Origin of the sequence: Caulobacter sp. NIBR1757, assembly GCF_027912495.1 — a bacterium.
Taxonomy (GTDB): domain Bacteria; phylum Pseudomonadota; class Alphaproteobacteria; order Caulobacterales; family Caulobacteraceae; genus Caulobacter.
This window is the reverse complement of sequence record NZ_CP115463.1, coordinates 645,524-661,914: the sequence shown is the minus strand read 5'-3', so window position 1 is coordinate 661,914 and position 16,391 is coordinate 645,524. Positions and strand designations below refer to the sequence as shown.

Genomic DNA, 16,391 nt, shown 5'->3' with positions numbered 1-16,391 from the left:
GCCCTAGATCAGCACCACATTGCCGGAGAGGGGCTCCACGGCGATCATCCGGCCGTGGCCGTCGGCGAACAGGCAGACGCCGCCGCGCCGGGCCGGGTCACGCTCCGCCCCCGATCGTGAAGGCGCGCGCGCCAGGCAGGCCAGCCCGGCGTCGGCGGCGTGTTCGATGCTGAACAGAGGCTGCGTGCCGCCAGACGCCTGGATGACGGTGATCCGCTCGTCAGGACCGTCGCCCGTTTCGCCGCGAAGGCCCGCCAGCCGGACAAAGGGGCGGTACAGGTCACAGGACTGGAAGCGGTCCTGCTCGGTGACGCCCGCCGATGCGCGGGCCCGGGCGATGGCGACGGCGGTGCGTTCGCGCTCGATGGACCAGGGCAGGCTGGTGATCACGCCGCGGCCGGGGCCATTGCGGTTGATGCCGTGCGGCGCCCACACCCAGTCGGCCGGCGGCGTCATCTCTTCCGCCGTCGCGCCCTGCGGCAGCAACACCGAGGTCTGCACCTCGCCGGCCGTCGAACGGCTCCAGGATTCCATCACGCCAGGGCGCGCCCCGATGTCCCGGGTGATCCAGTTCGCACCGGTGGCGAAGTGGGCGAAGGCGATGGCCCGCACCTGTTCGGTCAGGGCGCTCGACCACAGAAAACGGACCTCCGGCCGGGGCCCGCAAAGGGCCGCCAGATCCAGCGCGCCGACGTCGCCGCCGATCTGCACCAGCCACTGGCTTTCGCTGGTGACGTCGTGCCAGGCGCGCAGCCGCAGCCGTCCGATCGACGACAGCCGGCGCTGACCGGCGACGAAGCGGCTGAGGGTGACGGCGCCCTCCCCGGTATCCTGCAGCACCAGGGCGCTGGCGCTGGAGCCGACGGACACCAGGCCGATCACCTGGCTCAGCCGCCCTTGCCACAGCGGCGCTCCATGGTGGTCGAAGAGCTGCAGCAGGTCGCTTTCCCGCCAGGCCAGCACCTCGCCGCCGGCCAGCACGCAGGCGCGGCGCACCGCCTCGCGCCTCAGGTCGGGCGCGGGCAGCCGCCAGCTTTGCCGACGCCGGCCGCCGGCCCGATGCAGGCGGGTCAGCTTGCGAAGGTCGCCGGACAGCACCGACTGGCCGGCCCGGTCCAGCAGCCGGCCGAGGGTGCTTAGCTCATTCGGCCCCAGACGGTCCCCCGCCCGTTCGGTCAGGGCGCGAGCCAGCGCCTCCAGCAGGATGGGCCCGGGCCGCGCCCAGAAGGCCGCCTGCTCGGCCCGCCCCTCGTCGGCCAGGCGGGAGAAGGCGTTGAGCAGATCGATCAGGCTCTGAGGATCCGGCTCACCCGGCCCGGCCAGCGCCGCCTGGAGCTCGACCAGCAGGCCGGGCAGCGCTCCGCTCCCGGCCACCCGCGCCATGTCCGGGAAATCCTCGACGCCCTCGGGTGAGACATCCTCGGGCGTCCAGTCGGCGGTCAGCAGACCCCGCACGATCAGCTCCGCCCCGGCCGGATCCTCGCCGCGCAGGGCCAGGGCGGCGGCCAGCCAGCGTCGGCGCGCCTGCTGCAGAGCGGCGTCGGCCGCCATGCCCTCGGCCAGGTCATCGGTGACCTGCAGGGCCCGCAACGGCTGGTCGCTGGCGACCAGCATGTCGGTCCAGGCCTTGATGACGAAGGCGTGGTAGCGGGGCTGGCTACCCTTGCTGTCCAGCGCCAGCGCCTCGAAACAGGCCGCCTGTTTGGCCAGCGTCAGGGCGGCGTCCAGCTCGCCGGCCTTGAACAGCAGAGAGATCGTGCGAACCGGCGACAGCCGTGCATCGAAGGCCAGCTTGGCCGCCTCGCGCAGCAGACCGCCCTTCTCCAGCACGTTGACGGCGGCGACATGGTCGTTCAGCAGCTGGGCGTAGACGAAGGCCGCCCGCCGCACATCGCCGTCCCGCTCGAGCTGCCCGGCCAGGCGGCGATAGCGCTGCTCCAGGCTGTCGAACACGCCCGAGCCCAGGATCGGCGCGGCGAATCCGCCGGGGCTGATGTTGAGGTCGAGACTGCCCCGAGCCGCCCACATGCCGCTCGGCAGGATCTTGCTCAGGCCCTCGGCCGTCTTGCCGCCGAGCGACATGGCCAGCTTCAGGGCGCTGTCCAGATCACCCGAGGCGATCAGCTTTTCGACCAGCCGCATGCGCTCGGTCATGCTGCGGCGCAGGGGATTGCCCAGTGGCGTGTGCCAGCGCAGCCAGCCGCCCAGGTTCTGCCAGGCGCTCGGTCCCTTGGGCATCGGCGCCTGCCCCCACGGCCCTGCCCTGCCCCCAGCGAGGCCGCCGGCCCGGCCGTCGCCGAGGAACATCTGACGGAAGATGGACGACAGCTTGATGCGGTCCTCCAGCCTGGCCAGGGAGTCCATCGCCGCGTCGGACAGCGGCGGCGGCTCTGTCGCCAGCGCCACCTTGCTGCGGGCGACCGGCATCAGCCCGTCCTCCGCTGGCGGCTTGCCCGCACCCCCGGCGGGCGCCGGCGCAACGTCGGTGCGGCGCGGCGCGGCCGGCAGGTGCAGATGCAGCCTCGGCGGATCCCACAGGTCTTCCAGCGGCAGACGCGGCAAGGCTTCGAGCGCCACCCGCCGGGGCCGCCCGCCCCACCACAGCTCGACCCGACGCACCGGCCCGGCCGTCGGCGGCGCGGCCTCCGCGCCCGGCGTCGCCTGGGCGAAGCTTGTCAGCACCCCCGCATGGCCCGCCGCCAGCGGCAGGGCGCCGGGGACCGTCGCCGCCTCCAGCCGCACCGGCGAAACAAAGGTGACGACCAGCACCTCCTCCCCCGCCTCGCCGCCGGCCAGCGGCCCGCGCCACAGGCCGTCGATCGCCTGGCGCAGCGGCCGCAGGTCCGGGCTCGCCGCCCCGGCCGGCAGCACCAGGGCCAGCCCCGGCCAGGCCTGACCGAAGTGCAAGGTCGGCTGCGCCGGAAAGGCCGGCCCGGCCAGGCGCTTGCCGCGCCGCAGGACGTGGGCGCGGTTATGCAAGGAGCTGCTCCAGGTCGATCTGCGGCGCGGCGTCGGCCAGGCCCCGCAGGCTGAAGGCGGTGCGGATCAGGGTCGAGGTCTTGCGATTGGGCCGGTAGTGAACCAGCAGGTCCGGCTCGCCCTTGGCGTCGACCGTCAGCCCCCAGTAACCGTTCAGCCCCGGCTCCAGCTTGATCAGGCTGGCCGCGTCGTCCCCCAGCTTGTAGGTGGCCGTGGGATAGCCGACGACGCCGTTGCGCACCTCGCCATAGCGGATCGTCCCCTTGCCGCCCCGGCGAACGTCCGACCACAGCCGCACGACCGCCCCATCCCACCGCCAGCGTCCCGCCACCAGCCGGTCCTCCGGCGCCAGCACCACCGTATGGGACGACCGCGAGACGGTGTCCTCCACCGGCGACTGGAAGGGCAGGATCGTCCATCGCCGGCCCTGCTGGCCGACGGCCAGGGCCTGCTCCCCGGACAGGAACCGCATGCCCACCAGGCGGTCGATCCGCAGGTCCGCATCGTCGACAGGATAGCCTCCGGCCATCGGCGAGCCCTGCTTCAGCACGATCAGCCGCCGGCGCTCGCCCGTCTCTTCCAGCTGCAGACTGTGGAAGCCGTCGGAGCTGAGCAACGGACTGACGTCCCGGCGCGGCTTGAAGGCGCCGATGCCCTGGGCCGAACGGTCCAGATCGAAGGCCCCGCCGCTGGCCGAGCGGAACCGCCGACCGGACGGGATCACCTGCATGGGCGGGATGACGTTCGGCGCGTGGTCCTTGAACAGCTGGTCGGCCATCACCGGCAGCCGGTAGGGTTCCCAGGGGGTGAAGCTGCCGCGTGGCTGCAGGAGGAAGTCGGAGCCGTGGAAGACCCCCTCGCCGCTCCGTCGGCTGTACAGCAGCACCCGCAGGACCGAGTTATCCAGCTGCACCCCGGCCAGGATGGCGTCCTTGGGCAGGCGGAAGAAGTAGCTCATCGCCACCTCTGTTTCCTTGCGGAAAAAGAGCAGCAGCAGGCCATCGGCCAGTCGGACGAAGCGGCTCTGCCCGCCCGCCGCCGCCATCCCTCTTGGCGCCCAGCCGTTCCGCTCCTCGGCGGCCTGCGACGCGGCCGGCAGCCGGGCCGGGTCCAGCGGACGGAAAGGATCATTCAGCGCCGAGACACAGACCCGGTCATCCGGAAACACCAGCTCCAGCCCGGCCCGCGCCTGGCCGGCCAGCCGCATCGCCACCCGCACCGTCCGCCGCGCGCCGGCGATCGGCGGGCCGAGCGTGAAGGCCAGGGCGTTGGCCGCCGCCTCGATGGCCGGCGCCGACCCGGCCGCCGTCCGCCGCGGGCGCGCGCCGATCACCCAGTCCACCGTCTCCGGCGGCTCGCTGCTCAGCCGCGACCACAGGTCGACGGCCTCCTCCAGGTCGCCGACCTCCATCTCGCGAAAGCTGGCGGCCTTCAGCATTCGCGTGACGCCGGGCACGGTCAGCCCCTCGAACCACACCGCGCCGTCCTCGCGCGGCAGGAAGCACCAGTGGAAATCGGCCCCTCGCTGCGCCGCCAGCCGGGCCAGGTAGAAGAGCGCCGCCAGCGCCAGGATCCGGCCGTGGCCCAACAGCCCCGGCCCCACCGAGACCAGCGCCCGATAGACCGGCCGCACCCCGGGATCGGCGTACTGCTTTTCCAGAAACAGGGTCTCGCCATCGGCCAGCCGGCGCAGGAACTCCAGCGGCGCCTCGCTGCGCAGGAGCAACTCGCTCTGCAGGATGTGGCCGATATCCCCATTTCGGGCCAGTCCGCCCAGCCCCTCGAACTCACCCTGCGGCCGCAGGCGCGGGGCGTCATAGCTGGTCAGGCTGCGCTCCAGCTGGACCAGCAGCCCGCGCAGCACCTGCTGCATCGGCTCGCTCAGCCGCCCCAGGATCGGCGCGAACGTCGCATAGGCGGCCGGAAGGCTGGCGCCCGCCTCGCCCTGGACCACCAGGGTGGTCATGCCGCCTCCGACAGCGCCGAGCGCTCGAAGGGCACGGCCTGCCGGGCGAGGTACAGGTCGGCCTCGCCGCTGGTTCCGTCCGCCTCGAAGCGGGGCAGCACGATGGCCGGCGGCTGGATATGCCGGCTGGCCGCCATGGCCCGCCACAGCACAGCCTCGACATGGGCCGGCACATCGACCGCCACCCCGGCCGGCAGCCACCAGTCGGGCGCCGCCTCATACAGGGCAACCGCCCCGGCGATGCGCGGCAGGATCGGCTCGCGCCGTCCCCCGGCCCCCGTCACCTCGCCAGCGAACACCGCCGCCCAGTCCTCGCCATGCGCCACCCGCAAGGTCCGGAACAGGGCCGAGCGGCCGATGGCGGTCCGCAGCCGCCCGGCCGCATCCGCCCCCAGCAGGATCGCCGCGTCGATGGTCTGGACCGGATCGACCCGGCGCCAGCGCATCAGTCCGCCTCGACCGGCGCCGCCAGCGCTCCGCCGCCGGCGACGACACCAGACGACTGTGTCTCCAGCAGGCTCTCCAGGCTCTTCCGCACCGCCCGCAGGCCCTGGGGCAGCGCCTTGGGATCGAAGGCCGCGTCGATGCGGGCCAGCAGGGTCTCGACCCGCACCAGCCAGATCTCCTGCAGGGGATCGCTGGCCAGGGCCGGCCGCTCTTCCAGCAGCGCCATCGCCTGTTCGGTCAGCTCGGCGGCGTGGGCCGTGGGGCCATGCACGGCCTGGGCGACGCTGCCGGTCAGCACCGGGTTGCGGCTGTGCTGCAGCTCGGCCTGCAGCAGGTCGCGGACCTGCGCCTGCTGATCGCGCGACTGCACCAGGAAGGTGACCGGCCACAGGTCCTCGAGACCCGCTGCCGTCTGGCCGCGCAGCAGGGCGGCGGCGGCGATCAACTTCTGGGCCTTGACGATCTTGCGGTCCGACAGCACCGCCCCGGTCAGCCGCACCTTGCGGACGATATGGGCATAGGCCTCGTGAACCGGCGACAGATCGACGGCCAGCATGGCCTGGTGCAGCTCGCCCACCACCCCGGCCGGCAGCGACGGCACGGCCGCCTGCTCCTGTGCGCCCAGCGCCCAGCCGGCCCGCATCAGGTCGGTCAGCCGGTCGTCCTCGACCGGATCGACGAAGCTGGTCAGCAGGAAGCGGTCGGCGAAGGCGGCCAGCAGCGGGTCTTCCGGCAGGGCGTTGGAGGCCGCCACGCAGGACAGCATCGGGCTCTTCATCGAAAACCGCCCGCGCCGGTAGGTGCGTTCGTTGAGGATCTTCAGCAGCGAGTTGAGGATCGCCGTCGAGCCGAGGAAGATTTCGTCCAGGAACGCGATCTCGGCTTCGGGCAGCATGCCGCCGGTCACGGGGCGGATCTCGCCCTCCTTCAGGGCATTGAGGTCCAGCCCGCCGAACAGCTCCGAGGGCTCGGTGAAGCGGCCGATCAGGTATTCGAAATAGCGGGCCTCGACACTGCGGGCGATGGCCTGCACGACCAGCGACTTGCCGGTCCCCGGCGGACCGATCAGCAGCACATGCTCGCGCGCGATCAGCCCCAGCATGATCAGCTCGAGAATGGCTCGCCGCGACACGAACTGGCCGCTCAAGGCGTCCAGCTGCGCATTGATCAGGCGAACGGCCTCGGCCGCGCCGCCCCGGTCAGACAGGTTCATCAGGTCCCCCACCCGGACCCCGTTCCCGACGCCGGCCTGCAAAAGTACTGGCGACCGTTCTGGAACGCGGGGGGCGCAATTTCAAGCCGGGGATGCGGCGCCGGCGAGCGGCTAGGACTCCCCCGCCCCGTCCCGGTCCGGCAACCGCGCCTCGTCCTCCGCCTGCCGCTCCGGGGCCGGCGGGCGGCCGCTGGCCAGGACCGCCATGCCGACCAGGGCCGACAGGATCGAGCCGGCCAGGACGCCGATCTTGGTCTCGTCGATCAGCAGGGGATCGGTGAAGGCCAGGTTGCCGATGAACAGGCTCATGGTGAAGCCGATGCCGCACAGCAGGCTGACGCCATAGAGCTGCTTCCAGCCGGCGTCGCGCGGCATGTCGGCCAGCTTCAGCTTGATCAGCGCCAGGGCCGTGAAGAACACCCCCAGCTGCTTGCCGAGGAACAGCCCCAGGGCCACCCCCAGCGGCAGCGGCGCGATCACCGCCGCCATCGTGATGCCGGCGAACGACAGCCCGGCGTTGGCGAAGCCGAACAGCGGCACGACCACGAAGGCCACCGGCTTGTGCAGGGCGTGCTCGAGCCGGTGCAGGGGCGAGTCGTGGGCGTCCGGCCGGCCGGGGCTGCGGCGCAGGGGGATGAACATGGCCAAGGCCACCCCGGCCAGGGTCGCGTGGATGCCGGACTCCAGCACGCAGTACCAGAGCGCCAGCCCGACGATCAGATACGGCCACAGGGCCCGCACCTTGAACCGGTTCAGGGCCAGCAGGGCCAGCAACAGCCCCCCCGCCGCCGCCAGCGGGACCAGGTGCAGCTCGGCGGTGTAGAACAGGGCGATGATAATGATGGCGGCCAGATCGTCGATGATGGCGATGGCGGTCAGGAAGATCTTCAGCGAGGTCGGCGCCCGGCTGCCCATCAGCGCCAGCACGCCGAGCGCAAAGGCGATGTCGGTCGCCGACGGAATGGCCCAGCCGGCCCGGGTGGCGGGATCGGCGATATTGAACCCCAGGAAGATCAGGGCGGGCACGACCACGCCGCCAAAAGCGGCCACGGCCGGCAGCACGATCTGCGAGGGCCGCGACAGCTGGCCGTCCAGCACCTCCCGCTTGATCTCCAGCCCGACCAGCAGGAAAAACAGCGCCATCAGCCCGTCGTTGATCCAGTGCAGCACCGTCTCGCGCAGGTGGATGGGCCCCAGATGGCCGCCGAGCTCCAGCTTCAGGGTCCCGAAATAGGCCCCCGCCAGCGGCGAATTGGCCACCACCAGCGCCAGGGCGGCGGCGACCATCAGGACGTAGCCGCCCGAGGCTTCATGGGCCAGGAAGTCGCGCAGCGCCGACAGCGGTCGATTGGGCCGATGATGGGTCATGAGAGAGGGAATAGCGGCCCCGGCCCGGCGATCCAACCAGAACCGGTCGGAACCGGCGCGAAATCGGACCGCCCCGCCGGTTTCGCTGGCCCCGCCCGCCGGCCGGGAGCAGTTTCCTTGCCTCGGGCCGGGCCCGCGTCGTTACCCGCCGATTTTTTGCGCGACGCCGCGAACCGGATGCCTCCGCCCCGCGACTATAGGGCTGAAGGTGGGGCCATGGATCGACGCGCCGAAGCTGTTCTCGACGAGTATCTCGTCATCGCCGCCCAGGGCGGATCGCGCGAGGCCTTCCGCCGGCTGGTCGTCCTGTGGACCCCGCGCCTGCGCCGCCACGCCCAGCGCGTCCTGCTGGACAGCGACGCGGCGACCGACGCCGTCCAGGACGCCTGGCTGGCGATCGCCAGGGGCCTTCGCCGCCTGCGGGACCCGGCCCGCTTTCCCGGCTGGGCCTACGCCATCGCCAGCCGGCGCTGCGCCGACGAGATCCGCCGCCGCCAGGGCCGCCGCGCCCTCGTTCGCTCGGTGTCCGCGCTGCGCCAGGTCGAGGACGGCCTCGCGCCCGGCGATCCCGACCGCGTCCTCGACCTGACGGCCGCCCTGGCCGGACTGGCCCCGGACCAACGGCTGCTGGTCAGCCTCCACTATGGCGAGGGCCTCCCGGTCGAGGACCTCGCCGTCGCGTTCAACCTCCCCGCCGGCACGGTGAAGTCCAGGCTTCATGCCGCCCGCCGGCGTCTCAAACTGCATCTGGAAGGAGAAGACCATGACCCCCATTGACGAGGCCCTGCGCCGCGCCCTGTCGCCCGAAGAGCTCCGCGCCCTGGCCGACCTCGGCGGCGAGGAACCGATCATCAGACAGGCCCTGCGCGCCTTCGAGGACCAGCAGGTCTGGGTCCGGCTGGTCGGCTGGGCCGGCGGCTTCGGCCTGTTCGCCGTCGCCGCCTGGGCCGGCTGGCGCTTCGTCGGCGCCGCCGATCAACGCCAGATGCTGCTCTGGGGCGCGCTGGCCGCCGTCGCCATGCTGGGCCTGGTGATGATCAAGCTGTGGTTCTTCATGGAGATGCAGAAGAACACCATCGTCCGCGAGGTCAAACGCCTGGAACTCCAGGTCGCCAGCCTCATCCGCCTGCAGGGCGCGAGCGGCTGACGCCGGCTCGCGAGACCCTGTCGGCGGCCGGCTCTGACGCGTTCGAAAAGAATCGTTCAGATTGTATTTAGGAATCGGCGACTCCCGGTTGACAAATTTTCCCGCTTCGGTCGCTATGCCGACATAGCGAAGGGAGGGTTTGATCGATGGCGGGCATGATCATGATGTGGGGCGGTCTGGCGGACCAGATTCCGGCTGGCTGGCTGCTCTGCGACGGCACGGCCGTCTCGCAGACCCAGTACGCGAACCTCTATACGGCGGTGCAGAACCTCTACGGGGCCAACCCGCCGGAGGGCGAGTTCTACCTGCCCGACCTGCGCGGCCGGTTCGTGCGCGGCGTCGATGACGGGGCCGGGCGCGATCCCGACGTCGCCACGCGCACGGACATGCAGGACCCGTCGGTTCTTTCATCCACCGTCGGCTCGGTGCAGTCGCACGCCTTCCAGAACCACGACCACGGCTATTACGAGGTGGAGGGCCAGAGCAACATTCCCGACAGCGGCGGCATCAAGAACGGCCACGACTATATCAACACCGACGCGACCTCCGATGTGGCGGACTCCTCCACCTACTCGGTCAGCAGCGAGACCCGGCCGATCAACGCCTACCTCTACTACATCATCCAGTACTGAGGGCCGGCCATGATCATCAAGGACAAGGACCTCTACACCCAGTCCGAGAACATCGTCCTGATCTCCACCGGCGTCACCATCGGACGCTCCATCATTCAGTACGAGGTCCAGAAGTACGTCGACACCCGCAACCTGGCGGAGGTCCAGTCCTTCGTGGTGACCTGCACCCAGCGGGTCATCCTGCCCAACGCCGACGCCTTCCAGCCGGTCGGCGGCGAGGTCACCAGCTTCAGCAGCTATCCGGCCCTGTTCACCAACCGGATCGCCATCGCCGATCCGGATTCGGTGATCCGCAGCGCCACCCTCATCGACTATTCGCCCAAGACGATGAACACCTCGGTGACCACCAGCCAGAACGACTCCGACTCCAGCAGCGTCTCCAATTCCCAGCAGTATTCGTCCGGCTCCTCGACCGCCCAGACCAACACCTTCGGCGCCTCCGTCTCGCTGGGCTTCTTCGGCGACTCGGCCACCGGCGACATCGGCGGGTCCGCCTCCCACTCCAGCACCAGCGAGAAATCACGCGGCAGCAGCTCGGGCCGGTCGACCGACAGCGGCTCCCAGTATTCCAACGCCAGTTCCATGGCGCTCAAGGACTGGGGCGCCTATGCCCAGCTCGATTCCACCGCCACCATCCCGACCTGGATCTATGGCCAGGAGTATCCCTGGAACGTCATCCAGTTCCGCAACGAGGATTCCAGCAACGACATCGTCCTGCCGGACTATGTCCAGGCGCGGCTGTTTGACGGGGTGCAGGTCTATCCGCCCTCGGAACTGTCGCTGTTCGGCGTCGACTTCGTCTCCAAGGCCGCCTGGCTGATCACCCCCAAGCCCGGCCTGGCCCAGGGCATCGACATCGGCTTCAGCCATGCCCTGACGCTGTGCGTGGCCACCCATTCGGCCGCCGACAGCGTGCTGACGGCGAGCATCGACACCTACGAGCCCTGCGACTACAGCTCGCCGACCTTCGACCTGCCGGTCATGGCGCTCGACCCGATCGGCGTCGGCACGGGCGCCGGCCTGATCGGCTTCGTCGCCAACCAGTTCGACGTCGCGCCCACCTCCAGCGGCGGCGCCTTCGCCATCACCGCCGACACCAACCTGATGCTGATCCGCGGCACGGGCTTCAACGGCGTCACCAGCACCGACTTCTCGGCCGGCGACGTGGCGCTGACCATCTACTTCAAGATGCTCGACACCACCCGCGATGTGAACCTGTCGCTCAAGCACTGGGTGACCACGGGCGGCTCCTGCCAGATGACCATCACCATCAACGGCACGCCCCTGCCGGTGCGGACGATCACCGCGCCGGAGGGCGGCATGGGGGCCGACAACGTCCTGGTGGTGCCGCTGCGGGCCAAGGACTTCACCTCGGTCGACTACTGCGACTTCCTGCAGTTCGGGCTCAACACCATCACGGTGACGATCACCTCGCCGGCGACCGGGACCACCTACACCCTGCTGGCCGCGGCGGTCGGCTGACGCGGCCAGGAGAGCAGGCGCCCGGCATGGACGACGACCTGACCGTCTTCTCCTGGAACCTCCGGAAGAAGAGCTATGGCGGGATGACCTCGACCGCGGATACCGTCAAGCGCGTGGTCGATGGCATCAGCGGCGTGGTCGACAAGGGCCCTCAGGGGGCCGACACGCCCTTCGTCGGCTTCCTGCTGGAAATCGTCGGCGTCGACGACAATGTCGCCAGGATCTGCCGCACCATCAAGCGGCAGTACCATAAGGCGACGGGCAAGCGAATCTCCGTGACCAGTCAGAACACGGATGGCAGCGCCCACACCCAGGAATCGATCATTGTCATGAGCCGGGGGACCAAGGTCACCTCGTCCAAGTTCAATGTTCAGGAAGGCCTCGCCCGGTTCATCGAGGACGACAAGGCCAACGCCGCCCGCAGGTTTGGCGAGCGGCAGGTCGAGCTTGCCAAACGCTTCCGGCCCCGGAAAGATCACCCTTACCAATCCAAAGAGGAACACTTCCGCACGCTGAACCGTGAGCCGGAGTGGTTTCGAAACGGCACGATCGCCGAGGTCAAGCATGCCGGCCGCAAGCTCCGGATCGCCTCGGTTCACGCCCCCGGCCCGGACGTCAGCGACAAGGTCGAGCAGGTGGTGGACACCATCGTCAACAGCGCCGCGGGCCAGGAGGTCGACATTCTGATCGGCGACCTCAACCGCCGGGGCGCGATGCCGGCGACCCATTTCGAAGACCTTTCCAGGGACTGGACGAGCGGCACCACCTTCGGCAAGAACGATCCGGAACAGCTGGGCACGACCCGCTGGGACAGGGTTCTGGCCCGGAACGACCGACGGTTCGACATCGCCTCTCCCGATCCTGTCGCCATCACCCGCCCGGCCAACCTGGGCGCTCCCCTGACCGACCACGCCCTGGTCTTCGCCCGCGTCACGAGACGCACCGCCAGGACGCCTCCCGTTCCGACCGAACCCTTCACCTTCAACACCCCGGCGCCGAACATCGCGGGCGCCGATCTTCATTCCCTGGAAGCCTCCAGGGCCATGGTCCAGCCGGCGGATCCCACCCTGCTCTACGAAGCCGCCAGCGACCGCAAGTCGACGAGCGAACAGCTGCAGAAGCAGCTCGAGGACAACCCCCTGACCTCGCCCTCCACCGAGCCCGCCAGCGACCCCCTGAGCCCCCCCTCCGCCACCTCCCCCCTGACCGAACCCCCGCCCACCACGACCACCGGCACGGACTCCGCCATGGAGGAAAGCGCCGAAGCCATGGAGGCCATGGCCGCCGAGGGCGAGGAGATCGCGGAAGTGGCCGAGCTTGTGCTGCTGTGACGGGCCAGGCTGCCCTTAGCTTTTCCGCTCATCCCGGCGACACGGAGTGAGGGGAAGCCAATGCCGGTACCCATTTCGTAGGGCTCTAGGCCAAGAGAGCGTGCCCTTGGGCACGGCTGGGATTGCTGGATGCGCGGATTATGACCACCGGCGTCCCAGGAACGGCCCCCCGTCGGCGCCACATCCCTACCCCTCGCGGTCCCGGCGCGGCCTGCCAGCCTTGCCCAGCTCAAACGACCGCCCGGAGCACTGGTCGACCTCGGCGACAAAGGCCTTCGACCCCAGCGGCCGCCCCGTACGCTCGGCCGACCGCAGCGCCGGATGCTTGGCCTCCGACAGGCCGGCCGCCAGAACGCCGCTCCAGTCGGGCATACGGCTGAGCATCGGCCCAATCGACACGACCTCGTCCGGCTTGCCGCCCAGGTGGGCCCGGGCGCTGGACCAGGCCCAGTCCCGCGGCGCCGCGACCAGCCGCGCCCTCACCGGGTTGAGCTCGACATAGCGGCAGGCCGCCAGCAGATGCCGGTCGTCCATCGGCGCCGAGGCGAACCGTCCCTGCCACGGAAGGCCGGTCCAGCCCTCGCGCGGATTGATCCTGCGGGAATAGCGCCGGTGCGCCTCGGCCAGGGCGACCCGCTGACCCCCCTCCGAGGCCGGCGCCAGCACCCGATGCACAGGATTGGGCGTCAGGCCGTAGGCGAGGATCTCGACCCTCGCCGCCTGGCAGCCCTCCGCGAGCAGCTCGCGAAAGGCCCGGTCGGCGTCGTCGCCAAAGAAGCCCACCGATTGCCGCGCTGGGTGACGTGATGCGGAACGCCCGGGGCGACGACGCGGGATAGTCTGGCCATGGCGGGGTCGACGGAATGGACGTCAGAATCTGTCTGATGTCCGTGGAGCTCCACACCCGAACCGCATTCTCGGCCTTTACTTCTCCACATCTTCGAACCTAGGTGCCACTTTTTCGTCGGAGGCATCAGGCCAAAGCAGGCCGTAAAAGTCATCTCCAAAGCCGTGGAGAAGCTCGGCCAGCATCAACGTTAATCCGAGCCCTATAATGAGCGTCCAACGCTTTATGGCACGCCCGGTCGATCTCCTCCGCCTAATTGCAGCGATCACGTCCGCGTACGCCAAGCTAATGCCGGACGGACGGCTATCAGAATCGCCTTCCTCGTTCTTCTCAAGGTTCTCTTCGACGAAAGCTTGGAAGACAGTTAAAAGGGCCCCAATTGCACCCAATAGCGCACCGGACTTCTTCACCACTTCAGGGTCACCTAACCCCTTAGCCAAAAAGAGGGCCGCTGTGGCGTATAGTGCCAATGCAACAACGACTATAAAGTTCATATTCAGCCGCACCAGGTGAACTAGAGCTCTGACGAAATCTGAGCGGGATATACAAACTTCATTCCTGTAGCCTCCGGATGGTTTCTGAGATTCCATGTTCCGCTAAAGATCGGATGAAAACAGTACAATCTATCGGGAGCAAACGTAATACTCTTCACCGAGTTATAGTAAAATCTCGCCGGCTCATAAATAGACCCCGGCTTAGGACCGCTTTCATCTTCCAAATACCCTATGATTCCCATCGAAAATAGCGTACTCCAACAATCTACCGTTTCACTTTTCGTGATGTTGTCCAGCTTTTTACAAGACTGAAGGTCACGCCCACGAAATATCGGCGGCAAATGGGCAACTACACTCTTCACGTTCTCGCACAGGACAGGGTAAAGCGGTCTAAAGGGCGTTAATATTTGATTGCATAAATCTTCTTCGACAAAATCAATAGCACCCACAATAGCTTTCTCATCTATATAACGCCACGAGCCAATATCTCGATGAGACATCAATATAGCCGTACTAAAAATCAACAAAAATTCCCTCGGCAATAGTTGAGTATGCCTAATTATGTACGCAATTGTATTTTCCTCTTGGCCGTATTTGTTTCTTACAGTTTCCGGGATAACTTGACTGAAAAAATATTTCAGGTCGTCTTTTCTGTCTAGGTTTAATCCTTGTATTGAATCAATAAAATCACTATCTTCTCGGGAGAGATGGAGTTTTAAGAATTCTCTGTAGCGCTTAGCGACAATCTTCAGGAGATCCATTGTTCTCCATTGAAGACGAGATATGCTTGTTGCTTTAGAACCGTCCTTATGTGTATTTGGATAATGCTGAGCAACGAACGGTTCTATTTCTTCCGGCATGCAACAGTAGACGCGGCAGTTCGGATGGGAGTCCTGAAAGTCGCTGATGAACCTCAAGAATCCCGAAATCACCTTTGAGAATCTCGGACTATGGACGGGATACCCCTCAAGAGAATCAATGATGAGAATGCACTTAGATTTAGTAGCAACTAGGTGTTCAATTATTTTTTGTCGAACTTTTCCAGATGCACTATCAAGCCCACCATTAGTTATATCAGTACCGTTGACAACGAAATCTCTACCAGAGATGTAATTTTTGACTGCGGTTATATATTCTTGCTTCTTTGATTGTCCCACCTTAAGCGAATCGTCGTATATGCGCTGGAATATCGCTCGCCATATATGCCTACTCCAGACGCGCGCGCTGGTTTCGGGCAGAACGCCAGTCCAATCGACAGCTGGACCATGAGTCAATGCTATGTCGTGTCCAACCTGCTCGACTAATGAGTCAAAATAACTCCAAGAATTTATGAATACAATAATATTGTTATTGTTCTGTATATACCCAGGATTCTCCGCATACGAATAGTTTTTACCTGCAGATTGCGCCAGGAGGGCGTTAACGACAGCCGTTTTACCGGACCCTCTCCTGCCAATAATGAGCGGACGAGGGCGAGACGTAATCTCATCAAACAGATTGGTTTTATACAGAAGAAGGTTTGAGGCTTGGTTGTCTACACGCCTCAGTATCCTCTCATGGCGAGCCGGGCCGAGCGGATCGGATGGCGTCAACAGGTCGCCTAAGGTCACTTCGGTCAATGGTGCCCCCCACGAGACCCTCAGATAGGCCATATTACCAACAGTTATCGAGTTGTCGATTCACCACCCTTGGTGGAGCCGGTCCGTCGTAGCAGCCGATTTTGAAGCGCAACCGAGCTTCCCCATCGCTCTCGAACAATAGAAAGTTATTCGGAAACCTCGGGTGGCAACCTACCCCCTTCACGCCCTCATCCGCTTCACCACCTCCTTCTCCGGCCGCCCCGGCAGATCCTGCCCCCCCTCCCACCTCCACTCATGCGCCAGGCTCTCGATCCCGCACACCCGCAGGAACCGCGTCAGGGCCAGGGACTTGTCGGCTAGTTTCAGCCGGGTGACGCGGTGGTGGCGCCGGAGGGGTGAGTGCGTTCGGCGAGGGTGACTTCGCGGATGGCGATGGCGCGGTCGCGTTTCAGGCGGGCAGGTCGACCTCCAGGGCGCCGTCCAGGCGGATGACGGCGAAGTCGAGGACGGTTGCAAAAGCGAAGCTGCCCAGCTCCTCGATGGCGGCGTACGCGTTGTAGCCGGTCCCCAGCTTCACCGGGTCCGGCCTTGCCAGCAGGGCCTGGACCCGGGGGTCGCGCAGCAGCCTGTAGCTGCTCCAGCGGGCGGAGGCAGGGGCATAGCCGGCGCGGCGGGCCCGGCATGGGCGGTCAGGCGGAAAGCCTCTGGCGGTGAACCGGAGCCGCCTTATCGAAGCGGCAAGACCATTATCCCACGCCGGGCCACCGCAAGAGCCTTCAAAACCCTTGCCGGCCCAGGCTTTTCGAATTCTACCCAGGCGAAATTATCGGCCCCGATGGCGGTTTTCGGACCCCTCGCCCGCCCCGTAGCCCGCGGCGTGGGCTTCGCCGGCCCACAATCCCCGC

The 16,391-nt window shown here is 67.2% G+C and carries 14 protein-coding genes; 5 read left to right on the top strand and 9 right to left on the bottom strand.

Annotation, left to right across the window (positions count from 1 at the left end; all coding sequences use genetic code 11):
- Positions 1-3 precede the first annotated feature (3 nt).
- From O5I81_RS03110 to nhaA, 5 genes are all read right to left on the bottom strand, one after another.
- On the bottom strand, positions 4-2,979 hold the full coding sequence (locus O5I81_RS03110) for a hypothetical protein (protein ID WP_271067482.1): 2,976 nt from the start codon (positions 2,977-2,979) through the stop codon (positions 4-6).
- Positions 2,972-4,945 (bottom strand): hypothetical protein, encoded by a 1,974-nt coding sequence (locus tag O5I81_RS03105; RefSeq protein WP_271067481.1) that lies wholly within the window; start codon positions 4,943-4,945, stop codon positions 2,972-2,974. Before O5I81_RS03105 ends, O5I81_RS03110 begins: the two co-directional genes overlap by 8 nt.
- A complete protein-coding gene (locus O5I81_RS03100; RefSeq protein ID WP_271067480.1) occupies positions 4,942-5,391 on the bottom strand; it encodes a hypothetical protein in 450 nt (149 codons plus the stop codon). Before O5I81_RS03100 ends, O5I81_RS03105 begins: the two co-directional genes overlap by 4 nt.
- Complete coding sequence (locus O5I81_RS03095) at positions 5,391-6,605, bottom strand: AAA family ATPase (protein ID WP_271067479.1); 1,215 nt, start codon at positions 6,603-6,605, stop codon at positions 5,391-5,393. Before O5I81_RS03095 ends, O5I81_RS03100 begins: the two co-directional genes overlap by 1 nt.
- A gap of 111 nt (positions 6,606-6,716) precedes the next feature.
- Positions 6,717-7,973 (bottom strand): Na+/H+ antiporter NhaA, encoded by a 1,257-nt coding sequence (gene nhaA / locus O5I81_RS03090; protein WP_271067478.1) that lies wholly within the window; start codon positions 7,971-7,973, stop codon positions 6,717-6,719.
- Between the two features lie 216 nt (positions 7,974-8,189).
- On the opposite strand from nhaA, the gene O5I81_RS03085 reads away from it, so the two are divergent.
- The 5 genes from O5I81_RS03085 (at position 8,190) to O5I81_RS03065 (ending at position 12,565) form a co-directional block, all read left to right on the top strand.
- Positions 8,190-8,750, top strand: a complete 561-nt coding sequence (locus O5I81_RS03085; protein WP_271067477.1) for an RNA polymerase sigma factor — start codon at positions 8,190-8,192, stop codon at positions 8,748-8,750.
- Entirely contained in the window at positions 8,737-9,120 is a 384-nt protein-coding gene (locus tag O5I81_RS03080) for a DUF6768 family protein (protein WP_271067476.1), read from the top strand. Before O5I81_RS03085 ends, O5I81_RS03080 begins: the two co-directional genes overlap by 14 nt.
- Before the next feature lie 146 nt (positions 9,121-9,266).
- A complete protein-coding gene (locus tag O5I81_RS03075) occupies positions 9,267-9,752 on the top strand; it encodes a phage tail protein (RefSeq protein ID WP_271067475.1) in 486 nt (161 codons plus the stop codon).
- Positions 9,753-9,761: 9 nt separating this feature from the next.
- Positions 9,762-11,234, top strand: a complete 1,473-nt coding sequence (locus O5I81_RS03070; protein ID WP_271067474.1) for a hypothetical protein — start codon at positions 9,762-9,764, stop codon at positions 11,232-11,234.
- Between the two features lie 26 nt (positions 11,235-11,260).
- A complete protein-coding gene (locus O5I81_RS03065) occupies positions 11,261-12,565 on the top strand; it encodes a hypothetical protein (protein ID WP_271067473.1) in 1,305 nt (434 codons plus the stop codon).
- A gap of 186 nt (positions 12,566-12,751) precedes the next feature.
- Here the strand turns inward: O5I81_RS03065 and O5I81_RS03060 are convergent, their stop codons facing one another.
- The 4 genes from O5I81_RS03060 to O5I81_RS03045 all read right to left on the bottom strand — a co-directional run bounded on the left by O5I81_RS03060 (position 12,752) and on the right by O5I81_RS03045 (position 16,063).
- The gene (locus O5I81_RS03060) at positions 12,752-13,348 is read right to left on the bottom strand and encodes a transposase (protein ID WP_271067472.1); all 597 of its coding nucleotides are present in this window, start codon (positions 13,346-13,348) and stop codon (positions 12,752-12,754) included.
- Positions 13,349-13,489: 141 nt separating this feature from the next.
- On the bottom strand, positions 13,490-13,906 hold the full coding sequence (locus O5I81_RS03055) for a hypothetical protein (RefSeq protein WP_271067471.1): 417 nt from the start codon (positions 13,904-13,906) through the stop codon (positions 13,490-13,492).
- Between the two features lie 20 nt (positions 13,907-13,926).
- Positions 13,927-15,525, bottom strand: a complete 1,599-nt coding sequence (locus O5I81_RS03050; RefSeq protein ID WP_271067470.1) for a hypothetical protein — start codon at positions 15,523-15,525, stop codon at positions 13,927-13,929.
- A gap of 409 nt (positions 15,526-15,934) precedes the next feature.
- The gene (locus tag O5I81_RS03045; protein WP_271067469.1) at positions 15,935-16,063 is read right to left on the bottom strand and encodes a hypothetical protein; all 129 of its coding nucleotides are present in this window, start codon (positions 16,061-16,063) and stop codon (positions 15,935-15,937) included.
- Positions 16,064-16,391 lie beyond the last annotated feature (328 nt).

Bases quoted from the DNA above. Each gene is read 5' to 3' on its own strand.
- O5I81_RS03070 (WP_271067474.1), top strand. From the start codon at position 9,762: ATGATCATCAAGGACAAGGACCTCTACACCCAGTCCGAGAACATCGTC.
- O5I81_RS03080 (WP_271067476.1), top strand. From the start codon at position 8,737: ATGACCCCCATTGACGAGGCCCTGCGCCGCGCCCTGTCGCCCGAAGAG.
- O5I81_RS03100 (WP_271067480.1), bottom strand. From the start codon at position 5,391: ATGCGCTGGCGCCGGGTCGATCCGGTCCAGACCATCGACGCGGCGATC.
- O5I81_RS03095 (WP_271067479.1), bottom strand. From the start codon at position 6,605: ATGAACCTGTCTGACCGGGGCGGCGCGGCCGAGGCCGTTCGCCTGATC.
- O5I81_RS03065 (WP_271067473.1), top strand. From the start codon at position 11,261: ATGGACGACGACCTGACCGTCTTCTCCTGGAACCTCCGGAAGAAGAGC.
- O5I81_RS03055 (WP_271067471.1), bottom strand. From the start codon at position 13,906: ATGAACTTTATAGTCGTTGTTGCATTGGCACTATACGCCACAGCGGCC.
- O5I81_RS03105 (WP_271067481.1), bottom strand. From the start codon at position 4,945: ATGACCACCCTGGTGGTCCAGGGCGAGGCGGGCGCCAGCCTTCCGGCC.
- O5I81_RS03075 (WP_271067475.1), top strand. From the start codon at position 9,267: ATGGCGGGCATGATCATGATGTGGGGCGGTCTGGCGGACCAGATTCCG.
- O5I81_RS03085 (WP_271067477.1), top strand. From the start codon at position 8,190: ATGGATCGACGCGCCGAAGCTGTTCTCGACGAGTATCTCGTCATCGCC.
- nhaA (WP_271067478.1), bottom strand. From the start codon at position 7,973: ATGACCCATCATCGGCCCAATCGACCGCTGTCGGCGCTGCGCGACTTC.